This window comes from Bacillus cereus group sp. BceL062, assembly GCF_051780025.1.
GTDB lineage: Bacteria > Bacillota > Bacilli > Bacillales > Bacillaceae_G > Bacillus_A > Bacillus_A toyonensis.
This window is the reverse complement of record NZ_JBPWGY010000015.1, coordinates 30,745-51,881: the sequence shown is the minus strand read 5'-3', so window position 1 is coordinate 51,881 and position 21,137 is coordinate 30,745. Positions and strand designations below refer to the sequence as shown.

Genomic DNA, 21,137 nt, shown 5'->3' with positions numbered 1-21,137 from the left:
ATTTGATTAATATAGCTCACAATTGTATTTCTTTTTTATATAAAACGTAAGAATATAAATTCGTTATAATAACAGCAACTACTATAATCCCCAGCATCATATAAGATCTCCAATCAGCCGGAGCGAAAACACTTATAATCATAATAATTCCTAAAGCCACAAATACTTTTCCACTAAATCGATGTGTTTTCCGCCACACTTCTTCATTACTTAACGTCCATGGATTACGCATCCCGACAAAAAAGTTTGGCTTACACTGTGGTAAATAATTACCCATTACTAAAAATAAAACACCCACTAATAATTCTGGAACCCGATTAATAAATAAGTTATATCCTAATCCACTTGTAATAATATCTATATTCCCTACAAATAGTAGCAGGAGTACCCCATTATTCATCATCATAAAAGCTTTAGAAAATTTCTCGTAATTTGCTTTTCTTGGATCAATCTTAGGTATCACATTTAGAAATATATATAATGCAATCATAATTCCGACCATAGAAATCATTCCGTAAAATTTAGACGAATAGCCATCTACCTTACCGCCGCTCCAATGTGTCGCAATTGTATCCGGCAAATGCGGCCAAGCAAACGCCCAAGCTAAACAAGTTGTAACAATTAATATAATTGCGAAAAGATGTTTTTTCATTTCCCCTCTTCCCCCTTATTTGTAAACGTAAACACCCAAGTCAACAAATCTTGAAAGACAGTTGTGTTTAAAGAGTACACAACGAATTGCCCTCTTTTTTCATCTTGAATAAGTTCAGCATTTTTAAGTGCACTTAAGTGGTGTGAAATACTTGGTTTCGTCATATTGAAATGTTCGGCAATTTCACCAGCGGTTAGATCACCTTCTTTTAATAAGTCTAAAATTTTTCGCCTTGTTGGATCTGCTAATGCTTTGAATGCTTGATTCAATGTCTTTCTTCCTTTCGATAATTAGACATTTAGATATTTATCTAAATGTTAAAATGATTTCAGTTAATTGTCAATAATATGTAAGGCCCTTTTTACTTTTTCCACTTTTAACCTAACATTAATTACTTTATAGAGTAAAACTGTAAAGATGGAAGAAATACGAGAGATACAAAATAAAAGAAGCTCTTCTAACTAAAGGAAGAGCTTCTTTTATTTAAACTTTATGATTTTATTAACAAACGAAGAAATCCAAAAGATTATTAAACTTATAATAAAGGACATACCTACTATCGTTCCGAATTCATCTAACCAATAACTAATCATACTTTCACACACCTAGTATGGATTCTATTACATATAAGTAAGAAATCATTCGTTCTTTGTAGAGTCCTTTTGGACAGTTTTATGCGCCATATCCACTGGAATTTTCGTTGTCCAAGTTCCTTCCGTTCCTCCAATTCTGTTAATATTAATATGTACAGATAAGAAGTCTGGAAATCTTTCACCTTCTAACGGTTCAAAAACCATTACTCCTTCTGGTTTATCATGAGCAGCTAACACCGTGTCAAAACTTTCCCCTGCTTGATTCGTTACATAAAATATATCTGTATCTGATGCATCCGGATTACCAATACGATCTTTTTGATAATTATCGATACGAGTGTTACTAAGAAAATGCAAATATTGGACAGCATTAAATTTCTTATTTTTATAATACGGGCTCTCCACTTGTTTCCCGTCTTCTTTACCATCTTTTGTAATATCGAGCCCAGTTGTATTAAATTCATATGGGACGAGCGAACCATCTTGCTGTTCAAACCGATAGTAAATAAGTATTTTAGCATCTTGAATTAATATTTCTTTTATATGAAGCGTAATACCATTATCCACTATTTTTTCGTTTAACTGTATAGACTTCCCATTCGCAGCGTCCTTTTTAACTTCTTCACCAATCATTTCATTTAACTTTACCTCTGGCTTTGCAAAATAGGAATTATTTAATGCCATTGTACTCGTCGGTATAATAACAGCCGCTATTAAACCTGCTATTAATAATTTCTTTTTCGCCTTCTTTTTGTTTTCTTTTTTATACATTTGACTAAAGGATTGATAAGCACGCTCTTTAACCTCTTTTGGAACCTCTTGTTTCATTGCTTCTTTACATTCATTTGAAAACGACATTTGAATTAGATTCCTCCTCATCTATTTCTATACTAGACTGATTCCGAATTTTTTCTAACGCTCTGTGAATTCTAGACCTTACTGTACCTACAGGGATTTGTAATAGTTCTGCAATTTCTTCATACGTGTAATCGTGGTAAAAGCGATACACGATTACTATTCTAAATTTAAATGGAAGTTCTTGTATCACCGTTAATAACTGCTCTTCTGTTTCTTTTCTTAATAATACTTTTTCGGGAACGTCTACAACTGGATTATCACTTAATTGTTGTTTTTCAAATAAGCGCATCCTCTTCCATATATTTTTTCTCCACTGACTAATCTGTTTGTAAACAATTCCATTCAACCAAAATAGAAACGGTCTAGATTGATCATATGTTGAAATAGATTTCCAAAGTTGAAAGTAAACTTCATTTACGATTTCATTTGTATCATGCCGATTTTTAACTATAGCGAAGACAGTTTCATATATTCTCTGACTCGTTAAATCAAATATAAATTCAAAAGCCTCCTCATCACCTTTTAATAAACGTCCTATCCAGATATGTATATCCTCATTACTTACCAAGTAGTGCCCCCTCCTTAACGATGTTCTCACTATATATTGGACAGTAAGCAAAATAAAGTTCCAAATTTCATAAAAAATATATTATTTTTTATTCATTTCATCTATTTAAAAGGAAAATAAATTCAATTATCTCTATAATACTTTTTACTTTTCTCACTTTTAACCTATACTGTTAACTAGCTTATATTTCAACATAATGAAAAGACGTGAAACACATGGTACACTATAGCTACAATTGTTTTTTTGAGGAGGAATATACATATGTATAAAATTTTAATCGTTGAAGACGATCCAAATATTTCATCATTACTGCAATCTCACATTCAAAAATACGGGTACGACGCTGTTGTTACTGAAAACTTTGATGATATTATGGAATCGTTTAACGCCGTGAAGCCACACCTTGTTTTACTTGATGTAAACTTACCGAAATTCGATGGATTCTACTGGTGCCGTCAAATTCGTCATGAATCTACTTGTCCAATTATTTTCATTTCAGCGCGTGCTGGTGAGATGGAACAAATTATGGCGATTGAAAGCGGTGCGGATGATTATATTACGAAACCGTTCCACTACGACGTTGTAATGGCAAAAATTAAAGGTCAATTGCGCCGTATTTACGGTGACTATGCACCAAATATTTCTGAACGTATCGTTGAAGTAGAAGGTTTAAAACTATTCCCTGAACGTCCAGAAATTCACTTCGGATCTGAACAAGTTCTTTTAACGAAGAAAGAAGCAATTTTAGCCGAAATGTTATTATCTAAATTCCCTCGTACAGCGAGCCGTGAAGATTTATTAGCTGCTCTTTGGGATGATGAGAGCTTCGTTGAGGAAAATACATTAAACGTAAACATCACGCGTCTTCGTAAAAAGTTCAATGAGCTTGGTATTGAAAATGCTATTGAAACAGTACGTGGACTTGGGTATCGTTTTAACGCAACTTGGAGTGAATAAGCATGAAGCTATTTTTACGTGATCATTTTACATTTTTTCTACTGTACGTATTAAACTTCGGTATCATTTTCGTTCTCTATGATGCAGTAGATGGATTTCAAAATAATAAATTTTACTTCATCGTTTTAAGCTTATACTTATTTATTTGTTTCCTCGCTTATCGTTACGTTCGTAACCGTAGAATGTATCATAGATTAAGTGAGCAGCCAGAAAAAATGGAAGATGCGTTTATTGAAAGAGCAACCGCTCCGATGCCTCACGGTGTAAATGAACTCGTGCGTACGCAATACCGTCTCTTCCAAAAAGAACTACAATCGTATGAAGTAAAACAACAGGAACATCAATTGTTCATTAACCATTGGGTGCACCAAATGAAGACACCTGTTTCTGTTATGCAACTTATGGTACTCGAAATGGAAGACGAACATTTAATTCCGAAATTTAAAAAAGAGTTAGAGCGTCTAAACCAAGGACTTGATATGGCTTTATACATGGCTAGGTTAAATAACTTCCATGAAGATTTCCATGTTGAGACGATTTCATTAAAAGATACAGTAACAAAAAATATTAATGGATTAAAAGAATTATTCATTCGTAATGGTGTCTTCCCTGTTTTAGAAGTACATTCTGATCTAAAGGTTGCTTCTGATGCGAAATGGCTAAAATTTATTATCTATCAGTTAATGACAAATGCAGTCCGTTACTCTGGTGAGCGTGGAAAGAAAGTGTTCTTATCCGCTTATCGAAATGGAAAAGACATTATTCTAGAAGTTCGCGATGAAGGCGTTGGTATTCCGCAAGAAGATATTCGAAGAGTATTTGAACCATTTTACACTGGGAAAAACGGTCGTACATTCGGAGAATCTACCGGTATGGGGCTTTATATTGTAAGTAAAATTTGTGATTATTTAGGTCACTCCGTCAAACTAGATTCTGAAATTGGTAAAGGAACGACGATTAAAATCATCTTCCACAATGCTGCGAATAATCAAGCAGAGAATGTAGAGAAGGTGACTGAATCATGATCAGAACATATGCTAGCAAAATGTATGAGAACTCACTCTCATACATTTTTTGCAATAAAACTACATATTTCCCTGCTAACGGGAGGCATGTATTATGACATTTTGGCAATTTGCATTTAAAAATGTAACGCGCAACTCTAGGGCTTATTTTGCTTACTTTATAAGCAGTGCCTTTTCCATTGCTGTTTTCTTTTCGTTCGCTGTTTATTTGTTTCATCCGAAATTACAAAATCCCACTATGATCTCTGAAATTTCAGGATTAATGATTTTTTCAGAAGTTGTTATTGTTTTGTTCTCGTTCTTTTTTCTACTCTATTCAATCGGATCGTTTTTAAAAGTTCGTAAAAAGCAATTTGGTATTTTAACTATTTTAGGTATATCAAAAAAGCAATTACATCGACTCGTTTTCACTGAAAATATGTTAATTGGTATTTTATCTATCTTTTTCGGTATGCAGTTTGGACTTGTCTTTTCGCAGTTTTTCTTATTAGTAACAGCGAAAATTACACATCTACCGGGGATATATTTATATCCCCCTACGAACGCTTTCATTTTAACAACGATTGTGTTCCTTAGTCTCTTTATCGCTGTATCTTCATTTACACCCATGCTAATTCGTACGAAAAAGACGGTAAACCTATTAAAAACGAATGGTAGGAAACAAAAGGAAAGAAAACCATCCATATTTATCTCTCTATTTGGTGCTATCTGTTTATTAGGTGGTTATATTTTAGCTGCAAACCCTAAATATTTCTTCTCAATAAACACGCAAGTAGGCGTTATCTACATGGTTTCAAGTGTTTTTGTGATTCCAGCACTTGTTACAATTGGGACCTATTTTTTCTTTTCTCAAATTAGTTTCTTACTTATTTATATTTTAAAGAAAAGAAGAAAGTTTTATATGAAACGAATTAATATGCTTTGGATTTCGGATTTAGCAAGTCGTATTCGAACGAATATCAATATGCTTTTTATTGTAGCCATGCTTTCTACAATTGCTTTCACAATGATTACGTTCCTATATGGATTCGGAAAGTTTACAAAGCTAGATGTTGCGAGAACTTCACCTTTTCCATTTTCTTATTTTTCATATGACGCAAATCCTTTTGTTAACAAGCATTTAACTTGGCTTGAACAGCAGTTACAAAAAGAAAATTTCTCTTATAAAAAGATCAAAACTGATTTATATGAAACACCATTGAAAGAAGATGAAGGTATAACGACTTACAATGACATTTATGCAATGAAACAAAGTGACTATAATAAACTTGCAGCTTCCCTGCGAATGAAAGAACTATTCATGAGTGATAACGAAGCATATATCTTAAGCGGCGACGCTTATTTCACCTTATTCAGCCAATTTGAGCCAAGCTTCAATAGAAAATCCATTACACTTTCTAGCACAAATACGATATTACAAGTAAAGGGCTATGAACAAGCAGGGGCCATTCCCTCTGACTTTTCATATCAAACTTTAATTTTACCTGACGCTGTTGTAAACAACTTACCAAGTACAACAAAGCATGTAGCAGCGTACAATTATAACGTACAAAATTGGGAAAAGACGTATGAAATTGCTGATGATTTTATGAAAAGAATACAAAGAGATCGACAAGAATTCCAATACGAAGGACCCCTTGTACGCTCCTATGAATCAGCAAGCTCATTATATAGAATCACATCAGGAAGTGCCGCATACTTCCTAATCGGGACATTCTTAGGTGTCATTTTCTTTATTGGAGCTGGTAGCGTTCTTTACTTCAGAATGTATACAGATTTAACGAACGAACAAGAAAAATATGTAGCAATTTCAAAAATTGGTGTAACAGATGCAGAGATGAAAAGATCTGCAACCATTCAACTTAGCATTTTATTTTTTGTTCCGTACGTTATGGCGTCCATTCATACAATGTTCGCGACAAAAATGCTTCAAGACGTAATTGCTTTATCACTATTCAAAGAAATTTCAGCAGTTCTTATTATTTTTGGAGTAGTTGAATTCATCTTTTTCTTATTCATTCGTTCCTTTTACATGCAAAAGTTATCAGAGTATACGAATGGTTAAGTTTTATAAATATATTAGTACAGGAAAAGGATACCTCTTATATCCTTTTCCTCTTCATTATATTAGGAGGTTCAGGTGAATGACATTTTGGCAGTTTGCCTTTAAAAACGTAACAAGAAACGCCAGAGCTTATTTCGCCTATTTTGTAAGCAGTGCGTTTTCCATTGCTATTTTTTTCTCATTTGCAGTTTATTTATTTCATCCTAAATTGCATATGACAGACGTGAATTATGCTCTGAACATATTAATGACAATTTCAGAAGTTGTCATTGTGTTCTTTTCATTTTTCTTTTTACTCTATTCAATTGGTACATTTTTAAAGGTTCGTAAAAAACAATTTGGGATTTTAACAGTACTTGGTATATCTCAAAAACAATTAAAGCGACTCATCTTTATAGAAAATATGCTGATCGGTGTGCTTTCTATATTTTTTGGCATTCAACTTGGACTTGTCTTTTCACAGTTCTTTTTACTAGTTACCGCCAAAATTACACATGTACCTGGTCTATATTTATATTGGCCTACAGGTGCTATCGTTTTAACTATAATCATCTTTCTTGGACTCTTCATTCTCGTATCATCTTTTACACCGATGCTAATCCGTACGAGAAAAGCTGTACGTCTTTTAAAAGAAGGAACAAAACAAAAAGAAAGAAAAGCATCCGTACTCATTTCTCTATTTGGTGCGATATGTTTAATATCTGGATATGTATTAGCAGCAAATCCTCTATATTTTATGTCGCTAGGCGACATCATCGGGCTTTTATATGCCGTCTCTAGTATATTTGTCATTCCATCGCTTATTGCAGCCGGAACATATTTTTTCTTTTCACAGATTAGTTTTTTACTTATCCGTATATTAAAAACGCGAAGAAAGTTTTATATGAAACGAATTAATATGCTTTGGATTTCTGATTTAGCAACGCGCATTCGAACAAATATTAATATGCTATTTATAGTAGCGATGCTATCAACGCTCGCTTTTACAATGATTACATTCTTATATGGATTCGGGAAATTTACAAAGTTTGATGCGATTAGGCAAAACCCTTTCCCGTTTACGTATTTATCACATACTGAAAATACGTTAGCTGATGAACATTTAAACTGGTTAGAGCAAAAATTTAATGAAGAGCACTTTACTTATACAAAATTTAAAACAGACATATATGAAGTATCTTCAGCTGAAGATAACTCGCAGCTCTATTATGCCATTAAACAAAGTGACTATAATGTACTTGCTAAGGCGTTAAACTGGGAAACTCTCTCGGTGAATAAGAATGAATCTTATATTCTTATGAAAGACTTAGACGATCAAGTTGTTGGAACAATTCATACTAAAGAAAAGAAAAATACTCTTACACTTGCTCAAAACAATTTACAACTACAAGTGAAAGAATATAAAAGTTATAACCCATTCCCAAACAGCTTAATATACCAATTGCTCATACTATCTGATGAAAATGTAGAAACATTATCCACCGTTTCAAAACAAATGAGTGTATATAACTTTAAAGTTAACGATTGGGAAGAAGCACATACTATCGGTTCAGCATTTATAACAAAAATCGATAACGACAATGCAGCGATTCAAGCAGAGCATCCACCGTTTCATGCAAGTGAAGCAAGCGACTCTTTATACAACACGAAACTAAACGTTGCTTCATTCTTCTTAATCGGAACTTTTCTTGGCGTTATTTTCTTCATCGGTGCGGGCAGTGTTCTGTATTTCCGAATGTATACTGATTTAACAAATGAGCAAGAAAAGTATATAACGATTACAAAGATTGGATTAACAGCAGACGAAATGAAACAGTCTGCTACAATCCAACTTGCGATTCTTTTCTTTGTCCCTTACATTATGGCATCCATCCATACGATGTTCGCGACAAAGATGCTACAAGAGATATTACATCTCTCGTTCTTCGCTGAAATTACAGTCGTACTTATGATTTTTGGAACGGTTGAAATTCTCTTTTTCCTTTTAATTCGTTCCTTTTATATGCAAAAATTATCACAACATATTAAGTTTTAAAAATAGAAAGGTGATTATTATGGAAGAAGTATTACACATAAAAAACGTCTCAAAAGTGTATGAAGGGAAAGTCCCTCATACCGCTTTAAAAAATATAAATTTACACGTGGATAAAGGTGAATTCGTCGCAATTATGGGGCCTTCTGGAAGTGGTAAATCTACGTTTTTAAACGTTATTTCTACAATTGATTCTCCTACTTCTGGAGAAGTCGTAATTAACGGCAAACAACCTCATACATTTCGTAGAGAAAAATTAGCAATTTTCCGCCGTCAAGAATTAGGATTTGTTTTCCAAAACTTTAACCTATTAGATACGTTAACGATTGGAGAAAATATCGTATTACCTTTAACGTTAGATAATGTTCCTTTAAAAGAAATGGACGAAAAGCTCGATAACATCTCAAAGAAACTTGGAATTGATCATATTTTGGACAAACGTATTTTTGAAGTTTCAGGAGGGCAAGCACAGCGTACTGCGGTAGCACGTGCTGTCATTCATCATCCGTCTCTTTTACTTGCGGATGAACCAACAGGAAACTTAGATTCAAAAGCAGCGATTGATGTAATGGAGTTATTTACGAAATTAAACAAAGAAGAAGATGCAACGATTTTAATGGTTACGCATGATCCGTTTGCAGCAAGTTATTGTAACCGTGTTATTTTCATTAAAGATGGAGAGCTTTACAATGAACTGCATCGTGGATTGTATCGTGAGAAGTTTTATCAAGAAATATTAGATGTCCTAGCATTATTAGGAGGAAGACGTGGATGACATTTTGGCAGTTTGCATTTAAAAATGTCTCGCGTAATTCTAAAGCATATTTCGCTTATTTTGTAAGTAGTGCTTTTTCTATTATGGTTTTCTTTTCATTTACTGTATATGCGTATCATCCGCGCTTACAAAGTGTACAAGGCTTTCAAGATCGGGATCCTCTAATGAACTTAGCTAGTACAGCACAGCTTGTGATCGTTATGTTCTCGTTCTTCTTTCTCTTATATTCAATTGGAACATTTTTAAATGTTCGGAAGCAGCAATTCGGGATACTCACTATTCTTGGTATCTCACAGAGACAATTAAAAAGATTGTTATTTACCGAAAACATGATAATTGGGATATTATCTATCTTTATCGGTATACAGGGTGGTCTTGTATTTTCTAACTTTTTCTTATTAGTCACTTCGAAATTAACAAGTTCGAAAGGTCTTTATTTATATTGGCCAACAGAAGCGGTTATCGTTACAACCGTAACGTTTATCATTTTATTTTTAATCGTTTCTACGTTTACACCAATGTTTATTCGTACTCGAAAAACAACGCAGCTTATTAAGGGAGTTAACAAAAAGAAGAGCGAAAAAAAACCATCTATACTCATTTCACTATTTGCTTTAACTTGTTTAGGACTATGCTATTATATTGCCGGTTATCCGCAAGGCTACATAACGGAAAAAAATGCACAAAATGGGTCTGTATTCTTAATTATGCTATCTATTTTACCGCTCGTAGTAGTTGGGACGTATTTGTTTTTTTCACAAACATTTCTTCTCTTTATCTATATTTTAAAGAAACGAAGAAAGTTTTATTTGAAACAAATAAATATGTTATGGATTTCAGATTTAGTTTCTCGTACCCGCAGTAATATTAATGTACTCTTTATCGTTTCTATGCTATCTGCACTTGCATTTACAATTATTATCGGGTTATTTGCTGCAAACAATCATACGAAAGCATCCATACTAGAACGATATCCAATACCATTCACCTATACATCAGAAGGTGTTAATGCATTTGAACAAAAGCATATTACTACGATTGAAACTGAACTTACAAATGCTAATTTTCAATATGACAAATATAAGTTTACCGTTTTAAAAGATACAGCTTCAAAAGAATCAATTTCCATTATGAAAATGAGTGATTATAACGCAATAGCAAAGCAATTAAACAGACCAGAAATCACTCTTGATTCTACACAAGTTTATAATATTTCTCGCTATTCACCAGCGTTATTAAATCTCGTGTCTAACCCATTTGCGAAGCAGGACACGATTACACTTGGCTCTAATAAAAAAGAATTTCAAATTAAAGGCTTTATTAATAGAGGAATTGAGCCTCCCTTTGCATTACCTCACTTAATTGTGATGCAAGATGAAGTAATTGAAAATATGATTCCGCATATTGAAACAATTACAGTTTATAACTACTTCGTGGAAAATTGGGAAAACGCAATTGTCCCAACAAAAAATATATTAAAAAGCTTAGATCATGATGCAGAAACCTTGTATGAAGCACATAAGGATGAAGAAGATTTCATTAAACCATTTCATATTTATACAGCTACGGATGAACTCGTTCATAGTAAAGGAAATGCGGTTGCTCAGTTCTTTATTTGGGCATTTCTCGGCTTTATTTTCTTTATCGGTGCGGCTAGTGTTTTATACTTCCGTATGTATAACGACTTAACGAATGAAAAACAAAAATACATTACGATTACAAAGCTTGGCTTAACTGAATCAGAAATGTTTCGCTCTGCAACAATTCAATTAGGAATTTTATTTTTCGTTCCTTACATCGTTGCTGGTGTTCACACGTTATTTGCGGTTAAGTTTTTACAAAGTATGTTTTCTTTTTCATTACTAAAAGAGACATGTATCGTACTCACCTTTTTCGGGATTATCGAGATTATTTTCTTCTTCTTAATCCGTTCTCTGTACATTAATAAATTATCACAACATATTAAAACGTGAATAAAATGGCCTTGTGCAATACGCACAAGGCCATTTTCAATAGTTTTTAATTAGCAGCAATATCCACCATAGCCGCCTGCATAACCGCCGTAACCACCATAACCACAACCGCCGCCTCCGCCGAAGCAGCTAGCACCGATGATAATTAATAAAATAAACAATACGATTAGAAGCGCAAAACCGCCGCCGCACCCATGTCTGCGGTTACAATCATCATGTCTGTGTTCACACTTTTCGCTCATTACTCTATTCCTCCTTTAGTATCATTCATAACAAGTTCACCTTGCTCTAAATGAGGGGATTCCATTTATATTATGTTTTCAGGGCGAATAGGAAGCTTGGCTTACTTAAAAACGGGCTTGTTTTGGCAATTGGACTTCATCAAAAAAAGATACCTATTCAGGTATCTTTTAAAGAAACATATTCAACACAAGGGCAAAACCGAATGCAATAAATGATAACAATGTTTCCAGCACCGTCCACGTTTTAAACGTTTCCTTCACCGTCAAACCTAAATACTCTTTTACAAGCCAGAAGCCTGCATCATTTACGTGAGAAAACATTAGTGAACCTGCACCGGTTGCTATAACGAGCAATTCTAAATTTACACCAGACATGTGCTGAATAACTGGTGAAACAATTCCTGCTGCTGTCGTTAATGCTACTGTAGCTGATCCGGTCGCTATTCGAATTAATCCAGCTACCATGAAAGCTAAGACGATTGGTGATAACGATATATGTTCTGCCATTTGCGCAATCGCCGTTCCAACTCCACTTTCAATTAATATTTGTTTAAACCCACCACCTGCACCAATTATTAAAATAATTGAGCCTACAGGTAGTAAACTTTCATCTGTTAATTTTTTTATCATCTTTTTATTAATTCCTTGTTTGATGCCAAGTAAATAAAATGCTGCAAAACATGAAATAAGTAAAGCGATTACTGGACTTCCTATAAAGACTAAAAATTCAGTTATTTTTATTGATAAAGAAATATACGGTGCAACTACTGATAAAATCATTAACACGACTGGCAGTAAAATAATAAAAAACGAAACTTTACGACTTGGTAAATCGGTTGATACAGTCGTAACTCGAACAAGCTCCGGTTCATTTTCAGGTATAACCCTCTTATGTACCCACTTCGCAAATATCGGCCCTGCGATGATGGCTGTTGGTAACGCGATAATTAATGAATATAAAAGCACTTTTCCTAAGTTCGCATTATAAATACCTATCGCTGTCATCGCACCTGGATGCGGAGGCACTAGCCCATGCACAATTGATAATCCAGCAATAACAGGTAACGCAATTAACAATATATTTTGCTTCGCCGTTTTTCGAATGGAAATAACAAGTGGTAATAAAATGACGATTCCCACTTCAAAAAAGACTGGAATCCCTATAACAAACCCTGCAAATAACATTGCCCAAGGTAATTTTTTTACGCCGAAAAATCGAATAAAGAAATCTGCAACTTGCATGCCTGCCCCTGAATCAGACATCATTTTCCCTAAGATAGTTCCAAGTGCCAAAATGCCAACTAAATGCCCTAGTACACTACCAACACCAGTTTCATAGGCAGCCACTATTTTCGTTAAGTTCAGTCCAGACATAATAGCTAAAAATAAACTAGCAACTGTTAAACTAATAAATGCATGCCATTTCCACCATGATACCCCTAAAATGACAATTGCGATCGCAAGTAACGTGACGATTAATAAGTATATATCCATCTCTCATTCCCCTTACTTTTATAAAAAAAGAGGGAAAATCCCCTCTTTTTTATACGTCATAATTAACTACATAATGCTGCATTTCTGTATTGTAGTAGCCTTCGCTATATTCAATTACTTCGCCAACTTCATCGTAAGAATAGCGCATACGTTTTAATAACGCTGTCCCCTCTTTTTCACCTAACGATTCTGCAACGAAACTGGGCGCAAGTCCAACTGCGAATTCATCTCTGAAGTTTTCTAAATGTATACCTCGGTCTTCGACTAAATCATAAAGTGATTGTAAATCAAAGTCCGATAAGTCTGTACTTGCCATTTTCGCTGAGAAATAGTGCGTATAATGAATATATGGTGCATCATTTAACGTATATAAACGTTCAATACGAAAACTCTCTTTACCGAATAAGCGAAATGGCACTGTTCCTTCTTCATTATGAACGACTTCTGCCTTTAGCAATTTCTTTTGTACTTTATATCCTTCTTCCACTAACACTTCTGTAAATTTCTTACCCTTTGACAGTTTTGTCGCAGAAGTATTACGAATCACTTTCGTTCCTTTGCCGCTCTTCTTTTCCAAATATCCTTCTTGAGCGAGTTCTTTAATCGCATTACGCACTGTAATCTTACTAACTTTGAACTCTTCTTCTAATTGCGGTTCTGAAGGAATATTCGTATGAATCGCATATACGCCATGCAATATTCGATCACGAATAATATTTTTTATTTGTAAATATAATGGTCCTTTTTTCCTCGTTACGTTCACTGTTACACCCACTACCTTTCTACATCACCTACTGATGCCGTCATCGCCCGAAGTATATCTTTCTCTGATGACATTGGCGTATCACCGACGATTGTATGTGCTAGCATTCCAGCTGCTGACGCAAATGAAACAGCTTTCTCTGGTGCAAACTCTTTTATCTCGCCATGAATAATTCCGCTCGTATAAGCATCTCCAGCACCTATTCTATCATATACAGAAAACGTAAGTGTTTTTGCAAAAGTGAACGAACCATCTTTACATATAAACCCGCGAAGCGAATGTGTATTATCACTGTTAATAGAGCGATGAGTACCAGCGATTGTAGCGATATGATACGTTTCAGCTACCTTTGGAATGAGATCCAGCAGCTGCGCCTCACGCTCCGTCTCTTCTGTTTTCATCCCAAGAACGAACATCGCATCTTTTTCATTCATCATAACGATATTAGCAAGTCCTAGCATTTCTTCATAATGCGGTTTTGCCTGTTCATATCCGTCTTCTCCCCAAAGTGAGGGACGATAATTACAATCAAAAACGACGGTTCCTCCGTTTTCTTTAACTGCTCTCGCTAAAGACTTCATATGATGGCGCACCGTATCATTCATCGCAAGTGTAATACCGCAAAAATGAACGATATCAATCTCCTTAGCAATTTCTTCAAATTGGTACATCTCTTCAGACGCCGTATTGAAGCTACTTTCTAGTCGATTCGAATACGTAACGCGGCTTGCACGTGCACCAAATCCATTTTCTAAAAAGTACATGCCGACATATTTGCCGCCCCTTGAAACAAGCGGGGTTTGCACACCTAACTTTTGAATGTATGATAATGCCGCATCTCCAACCGGATTTTCCGGTAAAGTTGAGATAAGAAGTCCTTCATGCCCTAGATGAGAAAGCGCCGCTGCAACATTCACACCTGTACCAGAAAATGAGTAATTTAATGTGTTTGCTTGCGACAATAATTCATATCCAGGTACTTGCAGGCGCATCATTACTTCGCCGAATGCTGCAATTTTCTTACGCATATTGATCAACTAACTTCTTCACGACTGCTAATAATTCACGCACATCTTCTGTTTTCGTATTACTAGTTTCTTTATCAATAATAGAAGAGTACACGTGCGGGATAACTTGCTCTACATTTGCTTCAAGCGCAATGCGTACAATTGTTTCAAAGTTCTCTTTATCAATTCCGCCTGTTGGCTCTAATGCGAATCCTTCTTCCGCACAAGCTTTCGCAACTGCGCGATATTCTTCTTCATGAGCTAAACCTTTCATTGGGAAGTATTTCAATGAATTTCCGCCCATATCACGTACAAGTGCGATCGCTGTTTTAATTGGAACGATTGCTTTTTCTTCCCCAGCTGCACTAATTGGGCCAGTAGAAATGTTTACGTAACCTACTTTTCCTGTTGGCGATACTAAACTATTAATCCAGCTATCTTTTTCGCCAAGATTTGCACGTGTCGCTCCAACTGAAGGGAACACTTGGTTAATATGGCTACCAGGATAATGCTTCGCAATTTCAGCCACAACTGCCGCTTGGCGATTATCTCCTGCTCCTAGTCCGATTGATACAGCATCCTCAATTTCTTTTCCGTATGCTTTCATCGCCGTAACTGCTTCTTCTACAGTCGGATAGTCTTTTGATAGCACACCGACTACTACATAACCTTCTGCTGCTTCAAAAATATCTTTCGCATTTTCTATATTGTTTGCCAATACATTTAATGCTACGCGGCCTTTATAAAAACGTTTTTGAATGTTTGTCATTTTAGTTTCCCCCTACAATTTCTCTCATTTTTTCTTCAATTACATGTATGTCATCACCTTGAAGTGGACGTGGATCGATATCAAAGAATCCTTGTCTTACTCCGTAATCACGTGTATAAATGGCAATTTCCCCTTCGCGTAATGCTGTCACAACATCTTTTGCTGATTTATTTAATTGTGTCTCGTTAATATGAATACGAGCTCTAAAGATTGCTCTTCCGGCTTCATCTTGAACGATCGTTACATTTACGCCGTTTAATTCTTTTAGCGGCATAAGTACTTGTAACAATTCTTTTTCTTGCTCGCTCTTATCTTCTTTTACTCCGTACTCATCAAGCGCTTGAAGTAAGCCAAATGTTGTTTCTTTCCCAACCTTCATACTTCTTCCGATGCAATGTAATTGCACTTTCAGCCACTCAATATACTTTCTTTTACCGCCCACAATACCAGAAGTAGGCCCTTCAATCGCCTTTGAACCACTATAAATGGCAAGGTCTGAATACTTCACATATTTTTGAATGTTTTCTTCAGCTGCCGCATCAACGATAAGCGGGATGTTATTTCGCTGCGCAACTTCCCATGCTTCTTCAACAGAAATCATATTTTTTTGTACTGCATGATGGGATTTCACATAAAGAATCGCCGCTGTATTTTCACCAATCGCATCTTCAATATGCTCTGCTTTCCCTTCATTTGCATAGCCAACTTCTACAAGTTTACCGCCGCCTAAGTAAATCATCGTTTCAACAGGGGCACCGTATTGAACGTTATGACCCTTTAACATAATCACTTCGTTTTTCGCGATTACTTCTTGATGAAGTCTTTCACTTTTACGGCGATTTCCTTCTGTAACGATACCAGCGATAGAAAGCGCAATTCCGCTCGATGCTGAATTCACAACAACTGCTGCCTCTGACTCTAGAATTCTCGCAATATGGTCTCCTGCTTTATCTACTAAATCTGCAATTTCCACATAATTTTGTCCCCCATGTTTCATTGCATCCATAACTGTATCTGTCGGAGCGGATACACCTAAAATACTCATTCTACCGCTCGCATTAATTACTCTTTTTAATCCGTACTTAGCATTCAATGAATGACCCATTGATTACAACCCCTTTCGTATCAATCCTTCTTTCAGCAATGCGCTGATCCCCTTCTGAATCAATTAACGTAACCTTCTCATCTTTAACCGTAAATAAAGTTAAGTTTGCAATATCTCCTTCTTGAATACGGCCAAGCTCTGGTTTCTTAAGCCACTCTGCCGCATTTTTCGTAACCGCATCAATCACTTCTTCTAGCGGATAACCTAAGTAAAGGAATTTCGAAAGAACGTGAGCCATACTATACACTGGACCATATATACGATTCTTCCGGTAAATATCCGTACTAATTGTATTAAAGGCAATATCGTGACGCTTCGCCGCTTCTGCTACTTTAAAAGAAAAGCTAGCATTACCGTGACCAACATCTAAATGCACGCCGCGATTCACCGCATCTAACAACACAGGTAGCGGTTTCCCTTCTTCATCAAATAAATTATTTTCTTTCCCGTTTAAATAATGTGTAATCACATCATCTTTTTCTAAAAGAGGTACAACTTCCTCTATACGAGGAGGCGCTGAACCGATATGTACCATAATCGGTAATGATGTTTCACGAGATAAAGAACGGGCAACATGAAGCGGTTCAATTCCACTATCACAAACGACACTTTTACTCATTCTCGCCTTTAACCCAACTATTACATCTTTATACTTTTCTACTGCTTCTATCGCTTTCTCTTTATCTATCCATTCCATATTGGATAATTCATCAATTCGTTTCAAACCGATGCGAGAAATATTTAAAAAGGCAAATAAATTTGTCTTTGCCTGCTCTCTACTTTTTACTAAATCTGCAATGCGATCAGCACCGCAACTACCCGCATCAACAATTGTCGTTACCCCTTGCTTAACGCCAATTTCATCTACCTCATCACCATACGGATCAAACTCTGGAAAAGCATGAACGTGCAAATCAATCCAGCCACTCGATACGTAAGTACCAGAGTAATCAAGAACCTTTCCACCTTCAGCAGCACCAGCTTTCGTCACCTGTGCGATTTTATTATTTTCAATTACAATGTCAATCTCTTCCCCGTTCACACGTTTCACATTACGTAGTACGAATCGTTCTGTCATTGTATTTCCACCCTTTTCTATAGGAAGCCATAAGAATACGCTTACATTAAAATTTCATTTTTCTTTATCTCTTTCACACATTTAGAGTAGCACAAAAAAAGGGAGAAGTAAATATAACGTTATAATGTTTAAAAGTAAATAAAAAGATGCTCCTCCAAAATGCTAATAGTATAGGAAATTATATCAACGATTTTTTGAATATATCTATCATAACTTACAATATATCAACGATTTTTCAATTATATCTATCATAACTTATAATATATTAACGATTCGACAAAGAATATCGATTTACCGACAAAAAACGTCACTTCCTTTCTTATATAAGAAAAGGCTGTCCCAAATGGCACAGCCTTTTTCTCTATTCCTGAACCGTCACAATAACCCCATCCATATTGTTCCCGGAAATTTCATACTGCTTGTTTGCTGGAACGTTCACTTTCGTATTCTCAGAAACTTTATAATAAGAAATAGTATATTTCTTACCTTCTACTTCAGTTGAAACCTCTTTTTCCTCTTTTAAAAACTCTAAATATTCCTCTAGTGTAAAATTCTTTTTTTGCATAATTGCGCTATGAGGTAGGCCGACATAACGGATATGCCATGGCTCATATTGAATTCCAGTAATGTTACTTTTATTTTTCGGATAACGTAATACAAAGCCATGCTTCCATACGTTCTCTTCAATCCATTTTCCTTCAGGCGCTTTCTCCATTTTCTTTTGAGTAGACCCAATGTCCAGTGATAATCCTAAATTATGTTCACTGTATCCTGCTGGAAGTGCATAATCAGATCCCATTTTTTCATATAGCTGTTTTTGCTCTTGGAAATCTCTATAACCACTACTAATCAAAAAATGGTTAACACTTTCTTTGCCAGCCGCATCGACAACGTTCAAAAACTTTTTCACAACATCCTTTGATAAACGAAGATTTCTATCAAATATTACATAGCCTCTCACTAATTCACTATTATGATTTACATTTATAATATCAGACCTAATACTATCTTTTTTTACTGGATAATCCCTATTAACTAATAATAAATCACCCTTATAAATTTGTTCCTTCGTAATCTCTTTCCTCTCGGTGTTTGCCGCCTTTACTAGCTCATCTTTCCCGACAATTTTAACATCGATTTCCTTTTGAAATAACGGTGATATATAAACGCCTACACATACTGTGCATGCTATAAAAAAAGAAATAAATACCCACTTTTTCATTTCTAGTTCCTCCTTAACGTAACTTACGTATAGAATAGAAAAAACTATTAAAATAAAAAGTGGGGTAAAGTTTAAATTTTTATTAAATTGTTACGTTCTCGTCTTTTGGCAATCTCACTTCAAATAGCGTTCTAACTACATTACTTTCAGCAGAAATCGTACCGTTATGCTGCTCGACAATATTTTTTGCAATAAATAGTCCAAGGCCTGTCCCGCCACGGTTCTCGGTTCTCGCTTTATCACCTGTATAAAACATATCAAATAGATACGGTAAATCTTCTTCTGGAATGCTATCTCCGTAATTCATAACTTGCACGACAACTTCTCCATTATCGACATACCCATTCATATCAATAAATTGTCCATCATATCCGTATCGAACAGCATTTGTTAACAAGTTTTCAAATACTCTAGCTAACAATTTTCCATCACCGTGCATCGGTAAATGAGCATCAACATGCAATCTAGCTTCTAAATGATGTTTCTCTAATAACGGATATAATTCCTCTTCTAACTGTATAAGCAACTCACTTATATCAATAGGCTTTTTATCCAGCTTTAGCATGCCATAATTCATACGTGTAATTTCAAATAGCTCATCAATTAAACTTTCCAGCCTTTGTGATTTCGTATATGCAATCGTGGAAAAATGTTTAATTTGTTCCTTCGTCAAATTCTCATCTTTAAGAATTAAATCTAAATATCCTAACACGGATGTTAATGGCGTTCTTAAATCATGAGCTAAATTCACAACGAGCTGATCTTTACTACTTTCAGCAAAGTCGCCTCTTTCCACAGCTTCTTTTAACTTTTCACTCGCAACATTTATTTCGCGCGCGATATTTCCAAACTCATCATTTGATGAAACTTGAACTTTATTTGTAAAGTTACCGTTCGCAAGATGATGAATCCCTTTAGAAATTTCATCAAAGTATTTTAAATACGGTTTTGTCAAAAAGAAGAAAAAGATAATAGATAACGGAATAAAGAAAATTAAAAAGAAGTTAATGTCCCCAAATTCCCTTACCATTGATCGAAATTGCGCTAAAGGCTCTTCGTAGCGAACCATCTTTTTATAATACAGCTGCAATCCTTTATAAATTATATAAGTTACAGTTGCTGCAAGCACCATACTTAATGCAAATAAGGCAATCATTTTAAAACGAAAGCTTTTCATCATGTTAGCCATTGAAAGTATAACCTACCCCCCACACTGTTTTTATTAACTTATCCTTTCTTTTATCTTCCCCAAGCTTTTTCCGTAACGTACGAATATGTACCATAACTGTATTTCCACCTTCATAATAATCATCTGCCCATACTTGCTGAAAAATATTTTCCACATTGTACACTTTCTTCGGATGACTCGCTAATAAATATAAAATGTCAAATTCTTTCGGTGTTAACTCAATTTGCTCTCCATATACATTTACCGTTCGGCGCTCAGGATCAATAATGACTCCGCCAATCTCTAAAGCAGACTTACTCTCCGCTACTTTCGGTTGATTTAACGTAAAAAACCTACGCAGTTGTGCATTTACACGTGCAACTAGTTCTATTGGTGTGAAAGGCTTCGTCATATAATCATCCGCACCTAGTACAAGACCTGTCACCTTATCGAAGTCAGATGTTTTCGCGCTTAAGAAAATAATCGGCATATGATATTTGGCGCGAATCTGTCTCGTCACTTCATACCCATCCATTTTCGGCATCATAATATCTAAAACGACTAAGTCAATTGACTGCGTTTCAATAATATGAATTGCCTCTTCCCCATCAGCCGCTTTCACAACGTGGTACCCTTCTTTTTCTAAATGTATCTCAATTAAATCAGCAATTTCTGCCTCATCATCAGCTATCAAAATTGAAATGCGCTTCATCTTACTCCCCCTTTATACGCTCGATTTTAAACTAGTCTATCCAATTTGTACAATACAAAAAAGGCTACCCGTTTGAGTA

General features: G+C 35.2%; 20 protein-coding genes. 6 read left to right on the top strand and 14 right to left on the bottom strand.

Annotated features, from left to right (window positions below):
• Positions 1–16 precede the first annotated feature (16 nt).
• The 4 genes from ACS2MN_RS26835 to ACS2MN_RS26820 all read right to left on the bottom strand — a co-directional run bounded on the left by ACS2MN_RS26835 (position 17) and on the right by ACS2MN_RS26820 (position 2,671).
• On the bottom strand, positions 17–652 hold the full coding sequence (locus ACS2MN_RS26835) for an SdpI family protein (RefSeq protein WP_000716342.1): 636 nt from the start codon (positions 650–652) through the stop codon (positions 17–19).
• Positions 649–921: an autorepressor SdpR family transcription factor gene (locus ACS2MN_RS26830; RefSeq protein ID WP_001070532.1), complete on the bottom strand. Its 273-nt coding sequence runs from the start codon at positions 919–921 to the stop codon at positions 649–651. The genes ACS2MN_RS26835 and ACS2MN_RS26830 overlap by 4 nt, the downstream gene beginning before the upstream one ends.
• Before the next feature lie 369 nt (positions 922–1,290).
• Positions 1,291–2,103, bottom strand: coding sequence for a DUF4179 domain-containing protein (locus ACS2MN_RS26825; protein ID WP_098820878.1), 813 nt, complete (start codon positions 2,101–2,103; stop codon positions 1,291–1,293).
• Complete coding sequence (locus ACS2MN_RS26820; RefSeq protein ID WP_087950948.1) at positions 2,087–2,671, bottom strand: sigma-70 family RNA polymerase sigma factor; 585 nt, start codon at positions 2,669–2,671, stop codon at positions 2,087–2,089. Before ACS2MN_RS26820 ends, ACS2MN_RS26825 begins: the two co-directional genes overlap by 17 nt.
• Positions 2,672–2,932: 261 nt before the next feature.
• On the opposite strand from ACS2MN_RS26820, the gene ACS2MN_RS26815 reads away from it, so the two are divergent.
• The 6 genes from ACS2MN_RS26815 (at position 2,933) to ACS2MN_RS26790 (ending at position 11,498) form a co-directional block, all read left to right on the top strand.
• Positions 2,933–3,628, top strand: coding sequence for a response regulator transcription factor (locus ACS2MN_RS26815; RefSeq protein WP_000276732.1), 696 nt, complete (start codon positions 2,933–2,935; stop codon positions 3,626–3,628).
• Positions 3,629–3,630: 2 nt separating this feature from the next.
• Positions 3,631–4,653, top strand: a complete 1,023-nt coding sequence (locus ACS2MN_RS26810) for a sensor histidine kinase (protein ID WP_000765357.1) — start codon at positions 3,631–3,633, stop codon at positions 4,651–4,653.
• A 94-nt stretch (positions 4,654–4,747) separates the two neighbouring features.
• Entirely contained in the window at positions 4,748–6,718 is a 1,971-nt protein-coding gene (locus tag ACS2MN_RS26805) for an FtsX-like permease family protein (RefSeq protein WP_098820879.1), read from the top strand.
• A gap of 79 nt (positions 6,719–6,797) precedes the next feature.
• The gene (locus ACS2MN_RS26800; RefSeq protein WP_000144987.1) at positions 6,798–8,753 is read left to right on the top strand and encodes an FtsX-like permease family protein; all 1,956 of its coding nucleotides are present in this window, start codon (positions 6,798–6,800) and stop codon (positions 8,751–8,753) included.
• 19 nt (positions 8,754–8,772) lie between these two features.
• On the top strand, positions 8,773–9,525 hold the full coding sequence (locus tag ACS2MN_RS26795; protein WP_000393256.1) for an ABC transporter ATP-binding protein: 753 nt from the start codon (positions 8,773–8,775) through the stop codon (positions 9,523–9,525).
• Positions 9,522–11,498 (top strand): FtsX-like permease family protein, encoded by a 1,977-nt coding sequence (locus ACS2MN_RS26790; RefSeq protein ID WP_000144930.1) that lies wholly within the window; start codon positions 9,522–9,524, stop codon positions 11,496–11,498. The genes ACS2MN_RS26795 and ACS2MN_RS26790 overlap by 4 nt, the downstream gene beginning before the upstream one ends.
• A gap of 50 nt (positions 11,499–11,548) precedes the next feature.
• Here the strand turns inward: ACS2MN_RS26790 and ACS2MN_RS26785 are convergent, their stop codons facing one another.
• The 10 genes from ACS2MN_RS26785 to ACS2MN_RS26740 form a co-directional block, all read right to left on the bottom strand.
• Complete coding sequence (locus ACS2MN_RS26785; RefSeq protein WP_001290392.1) at positions 11,549–11,740, bottom strand: YjcZ family sporulation protein; 192 nt, start codon at positions 11,738–11,740, stop codon at positions 11,549–11,551.
• 168 nt (positions 11,741–11,908) lie between these two features.
• Positions 11,909–13,234 carry a gluconate permease GntP gene (gene gntP, locus ACS2MN_RS26780; RefSeq protein WP_346994444.1) on the bottom strand — a complete coding sequence of 442 codons (1,326 nt, stop codon included), beginning with the start codon at positions 13,232–13,234 and terminating at the stop codon, positions 11,909–11,911.
• A gap of 49 nt (positions 13,235–13,283) precedes the next feature.
• Positions 13,284–14,009, bottom strand: a complete 726-nt coding sequence (locus ACS2MN_RS26775) for a GntR family transcriptional regulator (RefSeq protein WP_000539290.1) — start codon at positions 14,007–14,009, stop codon at positions 13,284–13,286.
• Positions 14,009–15,025 (bottom strand): sugar kinase, encoded by a 1,017-nt coding sequence (locus tag ACS2MN_RS26770; protein ID WP_098954547.1) that lies wholly within the window; start codon positions 15,023–15,025, stop codon positions 14,009–14,011. The genes ACS2MN_RS26775 and ACS2MN_RS26770 overlap by 1 nt, the downstream gene beginning before the upstream one ends.
• Entirely contained in the window at positions 15,018–15,773 is a 756-nt protein-coding gene (dagF, locus tag ACS2MN_RS26765) for a 2-dehydro-3-deoxy-phosphogluconate aldolase (RefSeq protein WP_000181924.1), read from the bottom strand. The genes ACS2MN_RS26770 and dagF overlap by 8 nt, the downstream gene beginning before the upstream one ends.
• 1 nt (position 15,774) lies before the next feature.
• Positions 15,775–16,878, bottom strand: a complete 1,104-nt coding sequence (locus ACS2MN_RS26760; protein WP_098690583.1) for a DgaE family pyridoxal phosphate-dependent ammonia lyase — start codon at positions 16,876–16,878, stop codon at positions 15,775–15,777.
• Complete coding sequence (locus tag ACS2MN_RS26755; RefSeq protein WP_000139928.1) at positions 16,856–17,956, bottom strand: amidohydrolase/deacetylase family metallohydrolase; 1,101 nt, start codon at positions 17,954–17,956, stop codon at positions 16,856–16,858. The genes ACS2MN_RS26760 and ACS2MN_RS26755 overlap by 23 nt, the downstream gene beginning before the upstream one ends.
• 361 nt (positions 17,957–18,317) lie before the next feature.
• Positions 18,318–19,178, bottom strand: a complete 861-nt coding sequence (locus ACS2MN_RS26750; RefSeq protein ID WP_087950942.1) for a M15 family metallopeptidase — start codon at positions 19,176–19,178, stop codon at positions 18,318–18,320.
• A gap of 82 nt (positions 19,179–19,260) precedes the next feature.
• A complete protein-coding gene (locus ACS2MN_RS26745; RefSeq protein WP_346994445.1) occupies positions 19,261–20,367 on the bottom strand; it encodes a sensor histidine kinase in 1,107 nt (368 codons plus the stop codon).
• Complete coding sequence (locus ACS2MN_RS26740) at positions 20,360–21,058, bottom strand: response regulator transcription factor (protein WP_000822496.1); 699 nt, start codon at positions 21,056–21,058, stop codon at positions 20,360–20,362. Before ACS2MN_RS26740 ends, ACS2MN_RS26745 begins: the two co-directional genes overlap by 8 nt.
• Positions 21,059–21,137: the final 79 nt, after the last annotated feature.

Coding starts and splice junctions, on each gene's coding strand:
- ACS2MN_RS26835 (WP_000716342.1), bottom strand. CDS start 652: ATGAAAAAACATCTTTTCGCAATTATATTAATTGTTACAACTTGTTTA.
- ACS2MN_RS26825 (WP_098820878.1), bottom strand. CDS start 2,103: ATGTCGTTTTCAAATGAATGTAAAGAAGCAATGAAACAAGAGGTTCCA.
- ACS2MN_RS26815 (WP_000276732.1), top strand. CDS start 2,933: ATGTATAAAATTTTAATCGTTGAAGACGATCCAAATATTTCATCATTA.
- ACS2MN_RS26810 (WP_000765357.1), top strand. CDS start 3,631: ATGAAGCTATTTTTACGTGATCATTTTACATTTTTTCTACTGTACGTA.
- ACS2MN_RS26805 (WP_098820879.1), top strand. CDS start 4,748: ATGACATTTTGGCAATTTGCATTTAAAAATGTAACGCGCAACTCTAGG.
- ACS2MN_RS26800 (WP_000144987.1), top strand. CDS start 6,798: ATGACATTTTGGCAGTTTGCCTTTAAAAACGTAACAAGAAACGCCAGA.
- ACS2MN_RS26795 (WP_000393256.1), top strand. CDS start 8,773: ATGGAAGAAGTATTACACATAAAAAACGTCTCAAAAGTGTATGAAGGG.
- ACS2MN_RS26790 (WP_000144930.1), top strand. CDS start 9,522: ATGACATTTTGGCAGTTTGCATTTAAAAATGTCTCGCGTAATTCTAAA.
- ACS2MN_RS26785 (WP_001290392.1), bottom strand. CDS start 11,740: ATGAGCGAAAAGTGTGAACACAGACATGATGATTGTAACCGCAGACAT.
- gntP (WP_346994444.1), bottom strand. CDS start 13,234: ATGGATATATACTTATTAATCGTCACGTTACTTGCGATCGCAATTGTC.
- ACS2MN_RS26770 (WP_098954547.1), bottom strand. CDS start 15,025: ATGCGTAAGAAAATTGCAGCATTCGGCGAAGTAATGATGCGCCTGCAA.
- dagF (WP_000181924.1), bottom strand. CDS start 15,773: ATGACAAACATTCAAAAACGTTTTTATAAAGGCCGCGTAGCATTAAAT.
- ACS2MN_RS26760 (WP_098690583.1), bottom strand. CDS start 16,878: ATGGGTCATTCATTGAATGCTAAGTACGGATTAAAAAGAGTAATTAAT.
- ACS2MN_RS26755 (WP_000139928.1), bottom strand. CDS start 17,956: ATGACAGAACGATTCGTACTACGTAATGTGAAACGTGTGAACGGGGAA.
- ACS2MN_RS26750 (WP_087950942.1), bottom strand. CDS start 19,178: ATGAAAAAGTGGGTATTTATTTCTTTTTTTATAGCATGCACAGTATGT.
- ACS2MN_RS26745 (WP_346994445.1), bottom strand. CDS start 20,367: ATGGCTAACATGATGAAAAGCTTTCGTTTTAAAATGATTGCCTTATTT.
- ACS2MN_RS26740 (WP_000822496.1), bottom strand. CDS start 21,058: ATGAAGCGCATTTCAATTTTGATAGCTGATGATGAGGCAGAAATTGCT.